This window comes from Barnesiella intestinihominis YIT 11860 (assembly GCF_000296465.1).
Classification (GTDB): domain Bacteria; phylum Bacteroidota; class Bacteroidia; order Bacteroidales; family Barnesiellaceae; genus Barnesiella; species Barnesiella intestinihominis.
In genome coordinates this window covers 635,803-653,924 of sequence record NZ_JH815203.1, presented here as the reverse complement: position 1 = coordinate 653,924, position 18,122 = coordinate 635,803, and the positions used below count along the sequence as shown (strand labels likewise).

Sequence of the window (18,122 nt, the reverse complement as noted above, 5' to 3'; positions counted from 1 at the left end):
ATCGAAATTTTTTGTTTGTTTTTATAGAGAATAGTTGCCGGAGGTCGTTCCGTCTCCGTGTCGGTTCCAGTCGGTGTGAAAAAACGTACCTGCCGGAGCATCGATTCTTTCATACAAATGAGCACCGAAATAGTCTCGTTGCGCTTGTATCAGGTTGGCCGATGATTTTTTACATCTAAAACCGTCGAACCATGCTAATGCCGAGGCTGTCCCGGGTATGGCTATCCCTGCTGTTATGGCTGTTTGAACGACTTTCCGCCAAGACGGGAGACATAAAATTATTTTTTCCCTGAAATAAGGTGTGAATAGTAAGTTTTCGTATTCGTTCGTCAGTTTGTAAGCCTGAGCTATTTCGTAGAGAAATCGAGATTGTATGATGCAACCCTTTCTCCATATAGTCGCTATATCGGCGAGGTTGAGCTGCCAGTTATGTTTTTCGGACATGTTGTACAATAAATCGAACCCTTGTGTATATGCGATGATTTTGGAGGCGTAAAGAGCATGATGTATGTCGTCTACGCTAAGCTCGAATATCGGAGCCGGATCGGTTTCGGGGTATAAACGATGTGCTTTGTTTCGCTCTGTTGTGCGATTCGATAAGAGTCGGGCAAAAACCGACTCGGCAGTAACAGATAGCGTGGTTCCGCTGTCGATGGCAGCCTCTATGCTCCATTTTCCTGTTCCCTTTTGTCCCGCACGGTCTGCTATTTTGTCGATTAGGGATTTACCGTCGGTATCTTTATATCGTAATATGGGTGCTGTTATTCCTATCAAATAACTGTCCAGAACACCTTTGTTCCATGATTCGAAAGTTTGGGCAGTGGCTTCATGGTCTCCTTTTTGCAAAATATTCAATAGGGAATACGCCTCGGCTATCAGTTGCATATCTCCGTATTCTATACCGTTGTGAACTGTTTTTACGAAGTGTCCCGAACCGTCGGGCCCGATCCATGAGCAGCAGGGAGTCCCGTCGTCGAGATGCGCAGCTATGTTTTGTAAAACGGGTAATATTTCTTTTTTGATTTCGTCTGATCCTCCCGGCATAATCGATGGCCCGTGGAGAGCTCCTTCTTCTCCGCCCGAAATACCGCAGCCTACAAAAAATATTCCTTTTTCCCGCAATTCGTTTTCACGACGTTGAGTATCTCGATAATCCGAATTTCCGCCGTCTATGATTGTATCGCCTTTTTTGAGAAAGGGAAGTAATGTTATAATCATTTCGTCTACGGGGTGTCCGGCTCGTATCATAAGTAAAATTTTTCGAGGGGATTTCAATGATTCGATAAATTCTTTGGGCGAGTGTGTACCGATGAAATGTTTGTTTTTCCCTTTATTGGCGAGAAATGAATCTACCGCTTGCGGACTGTTTTCCCGCAATCGATTATATAATGATACCCGATAACCTTTTTGTTCGAGGTTGAGGGCTAAATTTTCACCCATAACAGCCAGTCCTACGAGGCCTATGTCCGATTTTATCATGTTTAGGAAGATTTTGTTTATTAAAGCTATTATTGATTAAACACTTTTCTCTTTTTTTTGTTCATGAAAAATGATGGTTTCTGTTTACTTGTCGAATTGTGAAGAATTGGTAAAATCACATTTTTTATGTATATTTACCTCGTTTTTGAAATATTAGAAGCTGTTTTAAATTTATTTCGAGACAGATTGAGACCTATGTTGAAGCAGATTGGAGTCCGAGATATGCAGTCAATAGCGGGCTATTGACAAAAATCAAGGGATTCAAGATGCGAGACAGGGGCTCAATATGGCCGGAACATACCTGCTTGCAATGATAATATTATTTCTCAATAAATTTAAAACAGCTTCTTAGTAAATAAACTCTATGGTTATCAGTCCTGAAAATATATTGTTGGTAGGAGCCATTTTATTGTTCCTGAGTGTCCTTGTCGGAAAAACAGGAGCGAAATTTGGTGTACCGGCGTTGCTATTGTTCCTCGGTGTGGGAATGCTTGCCGGTTCAGACGGTTTCGGTATTTATTTCGATAGTCCGCAAATAGCCCAGTTTATAGGTACGGTTGCACTTTGTATCATTTTGTTTTCGGGTGGAATGGATACACACTATCGGGAAATAAAACCAATTTTAGCTCCGGGTGTGACTTTGGCTACGTTGGGAGTTTTAATGACAACGATTATAACAGGATTATTCATTTATTCGTTGTCCGATCTTTTGCCGGGTAATTTTCAGTTAGGATTGCTTGAATCCATGCTGTTGGCTGCTGTTATGTCATCGACAGATTCGGCATCCGTTTTTTCTATTTTGCGTTCGAAGGGGATTTCTTTGAAAGAGCGTTTGCGGCCGACTCTCGAATTGGAGAGCGGTAGTAACGATCCTATGGCCTATATGCTTACGATACTTTTGATTCAGGTTATTGAGATTGGAGTTATCGATTGGCCTCATTCCATCGTTTTGCTTTTTATGCAACTGTCGATAGGTGCGGCTGCTGGATTTGCGTTGGGGTATGCTATTGTTTGGATTATAAATCGTATCAATGTCCCTAATGAATCGCTTTATCCGGTATTGTTGTTCTCTTGTGTTTTTTTCGTATTCGCTTTTACCAATCTTTTGCAAGGGAACGGATATTTGGCTGTCTATATAGCAGGGTTAGTCGTTGGAAATCGGAAGTTGATGCACAAGCGTAGTTTGACTACATTTTTCGATGGTTTTACTTGGCTTTTCCAGATAGTCATGTTTTTAACACTCGGATTGTTGGTGAATCCTTCGGAGTTGCCTGCTGTTGCCGGAGTGGGATTGTTGGTTGCCATATTCATGATTGTTGTCTCGCGTCCGATATCTGTATTTACATGTTTATTGCCTTTCCGTAGGTTTACGACTCGGGCTCGTGTTTATATTTCATGGGTAGGGTTGAGGGGTGCTGTTCCTATTATTTTTGCGACCTATCCGCTTATGTCGGCAGAAATTCCTAATGCTCGTATGATTTTCAATATCGTGTTTTTCGTGACCATTGTCTCTTTGTTGGTACAAGGAACTACGGTAAGTGCGATGGCCAGATGGCTGGGATTGGTGGGGAAGAGCGAGGAAAAAGAAATCTTTAATGTCGCTCTACCCGATGAAATAAAATCGGCGATGAGCGAGATAGAGTTGACGGACGAGGCTTTATCGGGAGGTAATAAACTGATGAATCTTTCATTGCCGGATAATACGTTGGTCGTTATGGTCAAGCGTGGAGAACAATATTTTGTTCCCAAAGGACATACTCATTTACAGAGTAGAGACCGTCTTCTGGTGATTTCAGATAACGATGAGGAGCTACGTAAAAGCTATGAAAGTTTGGGAATCAGCCGTTATACCATGCGAAAGAATCGTTAGCAGTTATCCTATTGTCGGGATAATTTGAACGAGTATGAAGATGCTCTCCCTTGCCCTTTTACAAGTAGGTGATCTTGGGAAATTTCGACGATAGCATAGGCATTTTGGTTTTCTGTTTCAACCATTCCTTCCAGTGTAATCAAAGGGATATTTTTGTAATATCCGAATGCCCCGGCGTGGTGATGGCCCGAGAAAGCTGCCTTTACACAAGAATACTTGGATAGGGTGTCGACTATTTCATTGCCGTTCAATGCCGAAAAATCGCTTTGTGGATATAGCGGGTGATGAGAAAAAATTAAGACAGAAAGACCCTTTTTCTCACATTTCTTTAATAGTCGATCGAGCCATTGCATTTGCTTTTCGCTTATTCCTCCGTTCCATTCATAAGCATATTTACCTTTGATTTGTTTTATCTGTTCTTGCATCCTGTTCCATTCATTCTCTTTGGGTGTTCCCGCTATATTGGCGTATGAAGCGATTTCGTTGGTATTTAACATGATAAATACCCAGTCCCCTTTTTTGAACGAATAATATTCAGATGGCATATCCAGCTGCTTGTAAAGGACAGAGTTGTTTGTAATGTCTTTGTAGTCGTGATTTCCTGTGAGGTGATAAATTTTATGATTAAGTTGGGACAGATGTTGCTTTATTACTTCTAAATCGGAGTTCTTCCTGTCGGTAATATCACCTAAATTAATAGTGAATTGAACTTCTTGTCGGTTGAAATACTCGATGCATGTATCTAATTTTTGTAGAGCTTCCCGATAATAACGGGTATTTTGGGACGGACAATCAGCATACTGGGTGTCGGCGAATAATCCGAATTTAATGATTGATGATGCATCTTTATTTTGAGCTACCGCCAAGTTTGTGGAGAAACATAAGCAGGTAAGTAATCCAATCAGTTTGTTCATAATCGAGCGTTTTTCCGAATATAATTGCATGTTATGCCCTACTTTTTAAAAGTCGTAATATTTGGAGCAAATGTATAATTAATTTTATGGGCAGGCAACTATTTATATCACAATTATTGAGGCGGGTATCGATACCCGCCTCAATAATATATTTAAGATAAGAGGGTGATTACTGTGTTACAATATATTCCGATTGTAGAAGCTCTACCCAATGATTGAGCCTGTTTTCTGTTTTTTCGGGTTCGTTTACATCGTCGATAAGTAATCCTATGAATTTGCCGTTGATAAAGGCCGTCGATTTGTCGAATGTATAGTCTCCTGCTTCGAAAGCTCCGTAAAATGTTGCTCCTGTTTTTTGTAGTCGATGGTAAATTGTGCCGATGGCATTGCAGAAGGTGTCGCTCATAGATTGGTCTCCGCAACCGAATAAAGCAATGGTTTTATCTTTGAGATCGAGGGTTTCGATTCCGTCGAGGAAGTCATACCAGTCGTCTTGAAGATCTCCGCTTCCCCATGTCGAAGAACCCAATAATAATAGGTCGTATTGTCCTATTTCCGAAGGTTTGCTTCGTGCGACATCGTGTATGTCTTCTTTTTTTACATGCATTAGTTCGGCTAATCGGTAGGCTACACTTTCTGTAATTCCGGTAGTTGAGCCGTAAAATATTCCTATTTTTTCCATAAGCATTTTGAATAATTTATATTTGAGTTTATGTTTTTGATTCGTCGTATATAGGCAGAATAGTTAAGACATCATTTTTTTAGACCTATGCGGTGTAGGAAAACGAAACGAATAAGAACACTGTTTTGTTCATAAAAGGAAGGATAACACCGTTAGAAAGAGCCGAATAGAAAAGATTTATTTTTCCATGAAAACTTTCATGAATTATACAAGGCTAAACCTATATATTTTTGTATTTTTGTAACCGAATTATATAGTGCGATGCTTTATGCTTGAAAATAAGAAAATTAAAACAGCTCTTGTCTCCGTTTTTCATAAAGATGGTTTAGACGAAATTTTGAAACTTTTACATGCCGAAGGAGTTAATTTTATCTCGACCGGTGGTACGCAATCTTTTATTGAGTCGTTGGGGATTCCTTGTGGTTCAGTAGAGAATCTGACCGGTTATCCGTCTATTTTGGGAGGACGGGTTAAGACTCTTCACCCCAAAGTGTTCGGTGGTATATTGAACCGTCGGGAAAATGAAGTCGATCAGCAACAAATCACTCAATATGAAATCCCTTCTATCGATTTGGTTATCGTGGATTTATATCCGTTCGAGGAAACCGTGGCTTCGAGTGCAGATGAGAGTGCTATTATCGAGAAGATAGATATAGGCGGTATCTCTTTGATAAGAGCGGCTGCTAAAAATTATAAAGATGTCGTTATCGTCGCATCGAAAGCTCAGTATGCTCCGTTGTTGGCTATGTTAAAGGAGAAGGGAGCCAGCTCTTCGTTGGAAGATCGTCGTTGGTTCGCCAAAGAGGCTTTTGCCGTATCTTCGGGATATGACAGTGCGATATTTAACTATTTCGACGGAGACGAGGCTTCGGCATTCCGCTATGCGGGAAATCATGCCAAGACTCTTCGATATGGTGAAAATCCTCATCAGAAAGGAGTCTTCTACGGTAATTTCGAGGAAATGTTCGATCAACTTCATGGAAAGGAAATTTCCTATAACAATTTATTGGACATAGATGCGGCGGTATCGTTGATTTCGGAGTTCGACGATACGACATTCGCTATATTGAAACATAATAATGCCTGCGGTTTGGCATCTCGGGAAACTTTGGTGGAAGCCTGGAAAGCTGCTTTGGCAGGAGATCCGGTTTCGGCATTCGGAGGGGTATTGATAACGAACCGCCCGATCGATAAAGAAACTGCCGAAGAGATGCATAAAATCTTTTTCGAAGTTTGTATCGCACCGGGCTATACGGCTGATGCGCTCGAAGTTCTTGAACAGAAAAAGAATCGTATCATTCTCGTGCAGAAACCGTTCAAAGCGTCGAATCGCCAATTCCGTTCGTTGCTGAACGGGGTGTTGGTACAAGATCGCGATTTGTATCGAGAAAAGCCCGAAGAGTTGAAGCAGGTTACCGAGAAAGCTGTTACTCCGGCTGAGGTGGAAGATTTGTTGTTTGCCAATAAAATTGTAAAACACAGTAAATCGAATGCAATCGTGTTGGCTAAAAACCGTCAGCTTTGTGCGAGCGGTATCGGTCAGACTTCGCGGGTAGATGCTTTGCGTCAAGCCATAGAGAAAGCTCGTTCGTTCGATTTCGATTTACAAGGGGCTGTAATGGCTTCGGATGCATTTTTCCCCTTTGCCGATTGCGTGGAAATAGCTCATGAGGCCGGGGTGACTGCTGTAATTCAACCGGGTGGATCGGTTCGTGACAACGATTCGGTAGAATATTGCGATAAAAACGGCATGGCTATGGTAATGACCGGTATACGGCATTTTAAGCACTAATATAAATTATTTAATCAATAACCGATATGGGATTATTTTCTTTCACACAAGAGATTGCCATAGACTTGGGCACAGCCAATACGGTGATTATCCACAACGATAAAATCGTGGTGGACGAACCTTCGGTGGTTGCGCTGGATAAACGTACGGACAAGTTGCTGGCGGTCGGTGAAAAAGCTCGTTTGATGCATGGTAAAACCCATGAAAATATACGCACGATCAGACCTTTGAGAGACGGTGTGATAGCCGACTTCTATGCTGCCGAGCAGATGATTAGAGGTATGGTAAAGATGGTTAGCTCCAAAAGTCATTGGTTCTCGCCTTCTTTGCGTATGGTAATAGGTATTCCGTCGGGAAGTACCGAGGTTGAAATTCGTGCGGTGCGCGACTCTTCGGAGCATGCCGGAGGACGAGATGTATATATGATTTATGAGCCTATGGCTGCCGCGATAGGTATAGGACTTGACGTTCAGGCTCCCGAGGGAAATATGATTGTGGATATCGGTGGTGGTACGACCGAAATTGCCGTTATTTCGTTGGGTGGTATCGTGTCGAACAATTCGATACGGGTAGCCGGTGACGATTTGACGAACGACATACAAGAGTATATGGGGCGTCAGCATAATGTGAAAGTGGGAGAACGTACGGCCGAATTGATCAAAATCAATGTGGGTTCGGCTTTGACCGAATTGGATAATCCTCCCGAAGATTATGTCGTACATGGTCCGAATCGTATGACGGCGTTGCCTATGGAAGTCCCCATTTCTTACCAAGAGATAGCTCATTGTATCGAGAAGTCTATCTCGAAAATCGAGGCTGCCGTGTTGAATGCTTTGGAACATACACCTCCTGAATTGTATGCCGATATTGTGCGTAACGGTATTTGGTTGGCCGGTGGAGGTGCTTTATTGAGAGGATTGGATAAACGGTTGACCGATAAGATAGGAATACCGTTCCACATCGCCGAAGATCCGTTACATGCTGTTGCGAAAGGTACAGGCGTTGCATTGAAAAATATCGACCAGTTCTCTTTCCTCATTCGGTAACAGAAAAGATACATCGACAGGCTTTGTCGTTTTTTAGAATAGACGAGTTACAAAAGTGAAAAAAAACTTTTGTAACTCGTTGTGATAGAATTAATAAGAAAATGCGCAACTTAATCAATTTTTTATTGAGGCATAGCTCATGGATAGTTCTTGCTATTTATGTAGCGATAAGTTGCGTGTTGTTGTTTGGGCGAAACCCTTACCAGCGCAGTATTTATCTTTCGTCGGCCAATCAAGTGGCAGCGGCCGTTTATGATTTGCAATCGGAAGTAACTTCATATTTTGGATTGAGAGAAGTAAACAGGGATTTGCAATTACGAAACGGAGAGTTGGAGATGGAGGTAATAAATCTGAAAGAACAGTTGAATCGTTATAGGTCTTCTGTGGGAAAAGATACGATTCCTTTCGATTCCGTACTTCATGATTATGATTTTGCAGTGGCTCGTGTCGTGAATAACAGTATAGCGCAAATAAACAATTATATAACGATTGACAAGGGGCGAGCCGAAGGCATAGAGCCGGAGATGGGAGTGGTCGATCAGAACGGTGTCGTGGGCATCATCAATGTTGTGGGCGAACATCATTCCGTGGCCATATCGGTTCTTAACCCTAAGTTGCGTCTCAGTTGCAAGGTAAAAGGCAGCGACTATTTCGGGTCTTTGGTTTGGGATGCGGTGAGTCCTCGTTACGCCGTATTAGAGGAGATGCCTCGGCATGTGGAGTTTGCTCCGGGAGATACGATTGTCACGAGCGGCTATTCGTCTGTGTTTCCAGAAGGAATTATGGTGGGTATAATCAGCGATTATAAAAAGCAGCGTGACGATAATTTCTATACATTGCGTGTGGAGCTAAGTTCCGATTTTAGTGGCTTAGGGTATGTGCGCATTATATCGAACCGACAAAAAGAAGAACAGAATAAACTTGAAAAGGAGGCTCGATATGAATAGTTGGGTACGATATTTTTTCTTGTTTATTGTAGTCGTATTCTTGCAGGTTACGATAGGAAATAGTATACATTTATTGGGAGTTGCCATTCCTTTTCTTTATATTTATTTTATAATCAGGTTACCTCTATCGCTCTCGGTTAATTGGACTTTAACGCTTGCTTTTATTCTTGGGTTGGTAATCGACATATTCAGCAATACGCCGGGTATGAATGCTTTGGCTTGTACCGTCGTTGCCTTTTTGAGAAAACCGATATTGAATCTTTATACGCCGAGAGGTGAAGATTATAGCGAATCGGAACCCTCTATACGTAATTTCGGAATGTCTTTGTTCGTGCGCTACGTGCTTACATTTTCACTTTGTTTCTGTACCCTCCTTTTCGTAATAGAGTCTTTTAGCTTTTTCGATATAGGAAGATTGGTTTTGCGTGTTTTAGCCAGTACTATATTGACATTTCTTGTGATATTGGGAATGGACAGTTTAACGAAATCGGGACGTGAGAAAAGACTATAAATTAGAGAGGCGTAAATATGTGATAGGCGGCATCGTGTTGGTGATTGCTTGCATATATGTCGTGCGATTGTTTTCTTTACAAGTGTTGAACGACGACTATAAGCAACACGCCGATGGAAACGCTTTCTTGAAAAAAACACAATATCCTTCTCGTGGTCTTATTTATGACCGCAATGGAAAGTTATTGGTTTTTAATCAACCGGCATACGATGTAATGATGATTGTACGAGAGGTTCGCCCTTTCGATACACTTGATTTTTGCCGGACTGTGGGGATTACGAAGGAACAATTCGATAAGCGCATGGCGGATATGAAAAATCGGAGGTTGAATCCCGGTTATTCGTCATATACGCCTCAGACATTTATGACCCAGTTGTCTGCGCAAGATTATGGACGGTTACAAGAGAAACTATATCGTTTCCCTGGTTTTTTCATTCAAAACCGTATGCTCAGGGAGTATGCTTACCCTGTGGCTGCGAATGTATTGGGGAATATTCGGGAAGTGTCTCCCGGAGATATAGAGAAAGACAGTTATTATACTCGGGGAGATTACACCGGAGATTTGGGGATAGAGCGCTCTTACGAAAATATTTTACGTGGAGAAAAGGGGGTGGAGATTTTACTGCGTGATGCTCATGGCCGTGTTAAAGGAAGATATGAAGACGGGCGTTATGATGTAGCACCTGTTTCGGGGAAAAATCTGAATTTGTCGTTGGATATCGAGTTGCAGGCCTATGGTGAGAAATTAATGCAGAACAAGATTGGGGCTATCGTTGCTATCGAGCCGTCTACGGGAGAGATATTGGCGATGGTTTCGAGTCCCACTTACGATCCCTCCATGCTGGTTGGCAGGGAGAGAGGTAGAAATTATTTGAAACTGAATAGAGACCGGTACAAACCTTTGTTCGATAGAGCTTTGATGGCCGCATACCCGCCGGGATCGACATTTAAGCCTACACAGGGACTTATTTTCCTGAACGAAGGGATCATCACCGAGCATACTCTTTATCCCTGTTATCATGGGTTTGTGTCGGGACGGTTGAAAGTCGGCTGTCATGGGCATGCATCACCTTTATCGTTACTTCCGGCTTTGCAAACTTCGTGTAATGCGTTTTTCTGTTACGGATTGCGTTCGATGGTCGATAATCGGAAAAAATATCAATCGCCGGCAAAGGCGTTCAATGTTTGGAAAGATTATTTGGTATCGATGGGGTATGGATATCGTTTAGGGGTGGATTTACCGGGTGAGAGTCGAGGCTTTATTCCCAACAGTAATTATTACAGCAAGGTATATGGCGAGAATCGATGGAGCGCATTGACGATTATATCTGTTGCGATTGGACAAGGAGAGGTCTTGGCGACCCCGTTGCAGATAGCCAATTTGTCGGCGACGATTGCCAATAGGGGGTATTTTTACACTCCGCATTTGGTTCGGGAGATACAGGATACGGTTATCTCCCCGGAGTTTACCGTTCCTAAACATACTATGGTCGATTCTCATTATTACGATTATGTCGTAGAGGGTATGCGCATGGCTGTAACCGGCGGGACTTGCCGTATAGGTGCTATACCGGGTATAGAGGTGTGCGGAAAGACGGGAACGGCACAGAATCCTCATGGAAAAGACCACTCGGCTTTTATGGGATTCGCTCCGATGGACAACCCCAAAATAGCTATTGCCGTTTATGTGGAGAATGCAGGATTCGGAGCTACGTATGGTGTACCTATCGGAAGTCTGATGATGGAGATGTATCTGAACCGGAAGATTGCACCGGAGCGGAAATACTTGGAAGAACGTATGTTGCAATCTAACACAATCATATACAGTGGGGTCAAAAAGCATTAATATATGGCGGTCTATCGACTGGATGACGGTAATCCTTTATCTGATTCTCGTTCTTTGCGGTTGGATAAGCATTTATGCCGCCAGTTACGATTTCGATAATGCCAGTATATTCGACTTTGCCGAGCGGTCGGGAAAACAGTTGATATGGATAGGTTTGTCGCTCGTATTGGCTTTTATGATTTTAATGGTGGATTTCCGGGTTTATGAAACTTATGCTTATCTATTCTACGGGATTATCATACTTTTGCTTATCGCCACCATATTTTTAGCCCCCGATATAAAAGGATCCCGTTCGTGGTTGGTGTTGGGGCCTGTCAGTTTACAACCGGCCGAGTTCGCTAAGTTTGCCACGGCTCTTGCTTTGGCTCGGTCTTTCGGGACGTATGGGTTTTCTTTGAAAAACAGACGGGATTTATTCCGTGCGGTTTTTATCATATTGTTGCCTATTGTTTTGATTATCGCTCAAAAGGAGACCGGTTCGGCGTTGGTTTTCGCATCGTTGATATTTGTTCTGTATCGGGAAGGATTATCGGGATTGTTCCTTTTCTATGGTCTTTGCGCCGTGGTCTATTTTGTGGTTGCCGTCAAATATTCGAGTGTATTATGGGGGGAGATTCCTGCCGGAGAAGTGTTGGTTTTCGTACTTATTCTTTTGGTGGTGGTCGGAATGTTGTTATTCTATCAGAGAAACAGTCGTGCGGCTCGTTATTTGATGCTTGGTTATTTGGCGGTAGGAGCGGTATGTGGCATTTTGATGTATTTCGATGTACCGGTTAATCTCTTGTATGTTTGTATGGGGACTACGGCCGCCGTCGTCGTTTATCTGGTGCTTCTTTACTTTTCGACTCGTTCGTTGAGGATTCTTACTATCTTGGCAACGGCCATCGTATCGGTCGTTTTTCTGTTTTCTGTGGATTATGCCTTTAATGAAGTGTTGGAGTCTCATCAGCAGAAACGGATTAAAGTGACACTGGGTATGGAGGAGGACTTGCGCGGTGCGGGATATAATGTGAACCAGTCGAAAATTGCCATCGGTTCGGGGGGCTTTTGGGGGAAAGGTTTTCTGAATGGGACTCAAACGAAGTTGAAATATGTGCCGGAGCAAGATACCGACTTTATCTTTTGTACCATTGGAGAGGAGGAGGGCTTTTGGGGAGCCGTGGGTGTGATTGTCCTTTTCGTTACGCTCATATTCAGACTTATAGCTATCGGAGAACGGCAGCATTCTGCTTTTGGAAGGGTATATGCTTATTGTGTGGTCTCGATATTGTTTTTTCATTTGGCTGTGAATATCGGTATGGTCATAGGATTGTGCCCTGTTATCGGTATACCTTTGCCTTTTTTCAGTTATGGGGGGTCGTCGCTGTGGGGATTTACCATTTTGTTGTTCGTTTTGTTGCGGATAGATGCTTCGCGAGCCGAAAGGCATTAAACCTGCTCCCTCTATATCGCAGTGTGATACCCCGCCATGCTACGGGACAGGTAGGGGGAGAGGGTGATACTTGATTTTGTTACTGTCACTGTCGATATTTTTCTAACCCCTCCGTCCTTCGGACACCTCCCCTATATTTTGCAGTGCAAAACACAGAGGAGGAGTTTAAGAGTAACCCTCCGTTCATTGCAGATTCAATAATCTCGTTCTACTGTTTCTGTTTTAACCCCCTCGCCCTACGGGCACTCCCCCTATATTCCCTTACGGAAATACAGGGGGAGAGGTTGAGATGTATTCCGCTTTCGCCCTTGCTCCGATTTTATGAGCCTTGCTCCACCATGCTACGGGGCACGGCAGGGGGAGAGGGTGATACTTGATTTTGTTGCTGCCACTGTCGATATTTTTCTAACCCCTCCGTCCTTCGGACACCTCCCCTATATTTTGCTGTGCAAAACACAGAGGAGGAGTTTTAGAATATCTTCGATAGTGAAAACAAAGATAATCCGCCATGCTACGGGGCTCGGTAAGGGAGGAGTTTAAAAGTTGTTCTCTATTCATTGCAGATTCAATAATCTCGTTCTACTGTTTCTGTTTTGTTCTTGTGCCGTGCATTTGAATTTCTATATTGAATGAAAAAAACAGGCTGTTTTCCGCAACCTTACAGGTCAGATGATTTGATTACGAATGTATAGGACGCAAGTGACTATTTCACCGTTTCTTTTCTTTATCGTGTATTCTGTCTTGCCGTTGAGGCCTAACCCTTTTCGCTGTTCTTCCCAAGTTATTTCTTTAACGGGCCGGTCGTTTATCGCTATGATTATGTCTCCGATTTCAATACCGGCCTGTTCTGCGATTCCACCTTTATAAAGTCCGTTGATAATCCAACCGTCGCAAATGTCCGTACGGTCGATAACGGCCATATGCGTGATGGAAGATCGGGAATAGGAGCCTTCATTATTGTTTCGTTTTACCCATACGGAGGAATGAACGGGATCCAAAATAATGTCGTAGAGCGACCAGATTTCATTGCCGATGATGCCCACATAGGGCCTGCCCGATGATAATGCTCCTTTCTTATTGAGGGAGCAGTCTATTACAAGATTTTCGAGCGTATCGACCATACAGAATTTTTCGGCTCTTAATTCAAATTCCTCGGAACTTCCTCCTATTCCCCCGGCCTGTGTTTCGAAGTAGGCTTTGCGTACGCCGGCAAGGTTTAACGCAGATGTCGTTTCATTTGAAAGAGTGATGGTGGAGCCACTCCCTAAATCCATTCTAAACCAGCCTTCTACCGTATTTGCGGAATCGATTTGCAGATTGGCTTTCACATCGATGCGGTTTTCTTTGAATCGAGCTTCAAGTTTGTGGTAACGGTCAAGCGAGTCGGCCGGGAGCGGTTCTTTTAATTGCTTGATGTAGCTTTCACTGAAATTAATCTCCAAAGGCATATTTAACAGGTGGGTATTGCCCAGCAAGCCATCGGTGTGCTTTCCAAGAATATCACGCAATTTAATGACAGGGGTTATCTTGTTTTGATAATCTAATTCTCCACAGTGGATTTTAACAGGTTCGATGAAGATGTCGACGGATTGGGGCTCGTTGTTACCTGCACCTCCCATTCTTGCTATTCCTTTTTTCCCGAAAGCATTTTGCAGATTATTCAGTTTCAAATAATCTTCATCGAGGTATAGAAAGTCGGCGCCCGTATCGTAGATAACAGTGACGGGAATGGTGTCGTTCAGCCTTACTTGAAGATATAAATGACTGTCAAAGATAAATGGTATGGTTCCGCCGGGAATACCGGCATGACTTTTCAAGGCGAATAGAGCCAGAAAAAGACCGATAAAGCAAAGTAATTTTTTCATAAGCGGAAAGGGGGTATATTGTGCAAAAGTTATGTACGGTTCGAGGGGAAAACTCGAACGAACGGGGTTTTCCCCTCGAACCGTATCGTATTTTCAGAGATAAATCTATTGTATCGGCATTCTCGTTATTTCAACTTAAAGACTACGGGCAGTGTGTATTTCACATTTACTTTTTGTCCGTCTTGTTCGCCCGGTTTCCAGTCGGGGAGTGCCGAGACGATGTCCAACGCAGCTTGGTCAAGTTCCGAGGTTACGCCTCTAATGACTTCGGGGCTCGATACTTTCCCGGTTTTATCGATAACGAATTGTACGATTACCCGCCCTTCGGTTTGTTCGTCGATAGCTTTTTGCGGGTATTTGAGATTTTCGGCGATAAAAGAGAGTAACGCTTTGGTTCCGCCGGGAAATTCGGGCATGACTTCGGCTGCATCGTATGTTTTGCCAAGTGTGTCGGGGACTTCGATTGCGACCGGGGTTGCCGTTTCGTTTTCCGATGCAGATTGTTCCGGCAGACTCGCTTTGTCCGAGGTATTGGAGCTACAAGCTCCGAGCAAACCCATTAAGATGATAATCATCGAGGATAATAATGTCTTTTTCATGTGTCTAAATTTTTTAAGTGAATATATCAGGTTAATTTGAAAACGATGGGAAGGGTGAACCGTACACTTACGGGTTGTCCGTCTTGCTGTCCCGGTTTCCAACGGGGTAGTTTGTTAATAACATCTATGGCGGCTTGGTCGAGATTTTTGTTTATGCCTTTGAGAATTGTGGGATCGGATATTTCTCCATTGCTGTTTACGACAAATCGTATGATTACCCGTCCTTCGGTTTGTCCGTCGATAGCTTTTTGCGGGTATTCGAGATTGTCTTTGATAAAAGAGAGCAACGCTTCGGTTCCGCCGGGAAATTCGGGCATGATTTCCGCGACTTCGAGGGGAGTTTCCGATGTTTCGGAAGCGGTTGTCGAGCTATCTTTCGTTTGAACTTCCGAGGGTTTGGGGAATACTTTTTCAATTTCGGATTGAAGCGGTTGTTGGTCTGTACAGCATTGGTTGGCAGTTACGATAGCCAAGAAAAGGGGTAGTATCAGCAGATATTTGAATACAGATGTCGTTTGTGATCGCTTCCGGTTAATCATGCGAATGCGGGTTTTCAAAAAAGAGTAATTGAACGGTATTGCGGAAGGGAGTTCGTTATTCGATTGTGAAATGTCGAGTAACAGGTATTGGTATGTCTTTTTTTCTTGTTCGTCGGGAATCGCAGCCTTGTCGGCCATATATTCGAGATTCAGTCTGATTTCTTTCAGCAATAACCAGCTTAACGGATTTATCCAACATAATGCTGCCATACTTTCGCCTAATAGGACATCTATGGTATGTAATTGTCGTATGTGTGTATTTTCGTGTCGGAGTATTCTTGTGAGCGTGTTTTTATTTTGCAAAATAGAATGAGGAAGAAATATCCATCGGAAGAAGGAACAGGGTTGTATGTTTTCGTCGCAGACGACTATATGGCTCTTCCCGATGATACGGAGCTTTCCATTTGCCCGCAGTTTTATTATCGAAGCTATTCTCAAAAACATGCGTAACAAGAATAGCGAGCATATTCCTCCGTATAGATAAGCTATCAACGGGTATATGTCAAAGGCTTTCTGGGGGACTGTTTCTCCCATGCTGTAAAGTACTTCGGGAAGTGTAATTTGCAGATGGGCCGGAATAATAGGGTCGATGTCGGGAATGTCGTACCACGGGTAGGTCGTGGAGAATAACACGATACTGATGAGTATGAGCCTTCTTAACCCGAAAAATGTATTTTGCGAGAATAGAACTTTATAGCATAAATATAATAGACTTAGTGCTATGTTTATTTGTAGTAGATATAGTAAGAAGGCCATGTTTTCAGTTTTTTATGGGTTAGCTTTTACCTCGTTCGATCATTTCGATGATTTGTCGCAAATCTTCTTCCGAGAGTTTTTGTTCGTGGGCGAAGAATGTGACCATTTCTTTATAGGAATTTGAAAAATAGCTTTTTACGATTCCCGATAAGAATTTTTTCTTATACTCGGTTTGGGTTATTCGTGGAATATATAAATAGGTATTGCCTATTTTCTCGCTCGACAGAAATCCTTTTTTCTCCAAATTTTTGACAATCGAAGCGACTGTCGTGTAGGGCGGTTGCGGTTCGGGCAGCTGTTCTAGGAAATCTTTGATAATGCCTCTTTTCTTTTTCCAGATGACGAGCATTATTTCTTCTTCTTGATGTGTCAGTTTTTCCATGTGTTATTACTACGATTGTTTCGCAAATCTACGAAATTTTCGTAGATTTGAAATAGAGTGTGTCGAATATTTGAAAGTATGTTTTATTTTTTTAACTTATTAGGCTGGTGAGAGAGCCGATCGGATTTTATTGAAGGGGTTTATAAAACTTTTCTCTCCTATTTACATCGGATCGGTGGCGGAAGGTAGTTCTCATTGTTTTACTCATCGGAACGGATTGTGTGGGTTCACCGTCCACCTGTCGGATTTATTCTCTTCTGTTGCAATCGAAAGAGGATCGATGGAATCCGGGTGCAGGTTCTCCAATGGGATTACCGGCAGGAGCGCCGCACCAGATGCTCCCGGATAGGGGCGATAAGGGCTGCGGGGTGTGTGCCGGGATTCCGGACCCGGCTGTCGTGCAGTCTTCTTGCAGGTCCTTATCGGCTTCGTGAGCGATGGCCGGTTGCACGGATTCTTTTTCTTCGGCCCCGTGCGTTTCGGTTTTCCTTCTGAGAGCTTCCCGACGGCAGGCTTCGAAACGTTCGCGCTCTTCCCGTTCCTCGTGTGTGTCGAAGATTTCTTCGTGGTCGACGAGGTACTGTGTGGACTCGATGTCGTATAGTCCGGCTTTTCGGAAGAGTTGGTTGCGTTTCTGATAGTGCCAAGCGAGAGTTCCTTCGGCCAGCATTTTCTTCTTGTCGTTTCGTGGCCGTTTTCGTTCTTGGGAATGTCTTTCGAGCTTGTCGATACAACGAATGACGGCGAGCATGGTCAGCCTGTCCCGACGGGGGTCGAGTTCGAGGAGAATCTTGTAGTATTTGATGAGCGCCACTTGTCGGTAGTTCTCGATTTCCCCTCTCAGGTCTATGGTTGTTTCGAATCTTGTATCTATCATCGCTCGTTTGATTTTTTTTGCGAAGGTAGGATAGGGGGATAGTGGAATTATGGCATGATTATACTTTCTATTCGTTTATTCTTCTTAGCAGCGAGAAGAATGAACCCGGAAGGGCTGTCTTAGTTATCCATGTACTTTTTTTATTAACCCCTCCGTCCTTTGGACACCTCCCCCATATTTTGCGTTGCAAAACACAGGGGAGGAGGGTGATAGTAACCCTCCGCTCATTGAAGATTCAATAAATTCGTTCTACTGTTTCTGTTTTAACCCCCTTGCCCTTTGGGCACTCCCCCTATATTCCTTGTAGGAACACAGGGGGAGAGGAGGACTAATTCTATTACTTTCGCTTCGGGTATTTTTAACCCCTCCGTCCTTACGGACCCCTCCCCTATATTTTACGATGCAAAACACAGGGGAGGAGGGTGAGAGTAACCCTCCGCTCATCGCAGTGCGATACCCCGCATACGGGGCACGGCAAGGGAGGATTGTGATACAAAGAATTTTCTTTCCCAGCCAAAGAAAGCCCTTGTTACACTAATTCGCTTTATTTGTTCATTCTTCTCAACAGCGAGAAGAACGAACCAA

At 43.2% G+C, this 18,122-nt stretch carries 15 protein-coding genes; 7 read left to right on the top strand and 8 right to left on the bottom strand.

Annotation, left to right across the window (positions count from 1 at the left end):
- Window positions 1-21 precede the first annotated feature (21 nt).
- The gene (gnd, locus tag HMPREF9448_RS02685) at window positions 22-1,479 is read right to left on the bottom strand and encodes a decarboxylating NADP(+)-dependent phosphogluconate dehydrogenase (protein WP_008861049.1); all 1,458 of its coding nucleotides are present in this window, start codon (window positions 1,477-1,479) and stop codon (window positions 22-24) included.
- Window positions 1,480-1,843: 364 nt separating this feature from the next.
- Between gnd and HMPREF9448_RS02680 the strand changes: the two genes are divergently transcribed.
- Complete coding sequence (locus HMPREF9448_RS02680) at window positions 1,844-3,349, top strand: potassium/proton antiporter (RefSeq protein ID WP_008861047.1); 1,506 nt, start codon at window positions 1,844-1,846, stop codon at window positions 3,347-3,349.
- Between the two features lie 8 nt (window positions 3,350-3,357).
- Here the strand turns inward: HMPREF9448_RS02680 and HMPREF9448_RS02675 are convergent, their stop codons facing one another.
- Together HMPREF9448_RS02675 and fldA are read right to left on the bottom strand one after the other, a co-directional pair.
- Complete coding sequence (locus HMPREF9448_RS02675) at window positions 3,358-4,263, bottom strand: metallophosphoesterase (RefSeq protein ID WP_040295930.1); 906 nt, start codon at window positions 4,261-4,263, stop codon at window positions 3,358-3,360.
- Window positions 4,264-4,432: 169 nt separating this feature from the next.
- Complete coding sequence (gene fldA, locus HMPREF9448_RS02670; protein WP_008861045.1) at window positions 4,433-4,945, bottom strand: flavodoxin FldA; 513 nt, start codon at window positions 4,943-4,945, stop codon at window positions 4,433-4,435.
- 268 nt (window positions 4,946-5,213) lie between these two features.
- On the opposite strand from fldA, the gene purH reads away from it, so the two are divergent.
- The 6 genes from purH to rodA all read left to right on the top strand — a co-directional run bounded on the left by purH (window position 5,214) and on the right by rodA (window position 12,519).
- A complete protein-coding gene (gene purH / locus HMPREF9448_RS02665) occupies window positions 5,214-6,737 on the top strand; it encodes a bifunctional phosphoribosylaminoimidazolecarboxamide formyltransferase/IMP cyclohydrolase (RefSeq protein ID WP_040295827.1) in 1,524 nt (507 codons plus the stop codon).
- Window positions 6,738-6,763: 26 nt separating this feature from the next.
- Window positions 6,764-7,783, top strand: a complete 1,020-nt coding sequence (locus tag HMPREF9448_RS02660) for a rod shape-determining protein (RefSeq protein WP_008861043.1) — start codon at window positions 6,764-6,766, stop codon at window positions 7,781-7,783.
- A 101-nt stretch (window positions 7,784-7,884) separates the two neighbouring features.
- A complete protein-coding gene (gene mreC / locus HMPREF9448_RS02655) occupies window positions 7,885-8,730 on the top strand; it encodes a rod shape-determining protein MreC (RefSeq protein WP_008861042.1) in 846 nt (281 codons plus the stop codon).
- Window positions 8,723-9,241, top strand: coding sequence for a rod shape-determining protein MreD (mreD, locus tag HMPREF9448_RS02650; RefSeq protein WP_008861041.1), 519 nt, complete (start codon window positions 8,723-8,725; stop codon window positions 9,239-9,241). The genes mreC and mreD overlap by 8 nt, the downstream gene beginning before the upstream one ends.
- Window positions 9,225-11,087 (top strand): penicillin-binding protein 2, encoded by a 1,863-nt coding sequence (gene mrdA, locus HMPREF9448_RS02645; RefSeq protein WP_008861040.1) that lies wholly within the window; start codon window positions 9,225-9,227, stop codon window positions 11,085-11,087. Before mreD ends, mrdA begins: the two co-directional genes overlap by 17 nt.
- On the top strand, window positions 11,068-12,519 hold the full coding sequence (gene rodA / locus HMPREF9448_RS02640; RefSeq protein ID WP_008861039.1) for a rod shape-determining protein RodA: 1,452 nt from the start codon (window positions 11,068-11,070) through the stop codon (window positions 12,517-12,519). The genes mrdA and rodA overlap by 20 nt, the downstream gene beginning before the upstream one ends.
- A gap of 665 nt (window positions 12,520-13,184) precedes the next feature.
- Here rodA and HMPREF9448_RS02635 read toward each other — a convergent pair.
- The 5 genes from HMPREF9448_RS02635 to HMPREF9448_RS02615 form a co-directional block, all read right to left on the bottom strand.
- Window positions 13,185-14,384 (bottom strand): PDZ domain-containing protein, encoded by a 1,200-nt coding sequence (locus tag HMPREF9448_RS02635; protein WP_008861038.1) that lies wholly within the window; start codon window positions 14,382-14,384, stop codon window positions 13,185-13,187.
- A gap of 125 nt (window positions 14,385-14,509) precedes the next feature.
- Entirely contained in the window at window positions 14,510-14,983 is a 474-nt protein-coding gene (locus HMPREF9448_RS02630) for an energy transducer TonB (protein WP_008861037.1), read from the bottom strand.
- A 26-nt stretch (window positions 14,984-15,009) separates the two neighbouring features.
- On the bottom strand, window positions 15,010-16,278 hold the full coding sequence (locus HMPREF9448_RS02625; protein ID WP_008861036.1) for a M56 family metallopeptidase: 1,269 nt from the start codon (window positions 16,276-16,278) through the stop codon (window positions 15,010-15,012).
- A gap of 19 nt (window positions 16,279-16,297) precedes the next feature.
- Window positions 16,298-16,660: a BlaI/MecI/CopY family transcriptional regulator gene (locus tag HMPREF9448_RS02620; RefSeq protein WP_008861035.1), complete on the bottom strand. Its 363-nt coding sequence runs from the start codon at window positions 16,658-16,660 to the stop codon at window positions 16,298-16,300.
- 247 nt (window positions 16,661-16,907) lie between these two features.
- A complete protein-coding gene (locus tag HMPREF9448_RS02615; protein ID WP_008861034.1) occupies window positions 16,908-17,537 on the bottom strand; it encodes a hypothetical protein in 630 nt (209 codons plus the stop codon).
- Window positions 17,538-18,122 lie beyond the last annotated feature (585 nt).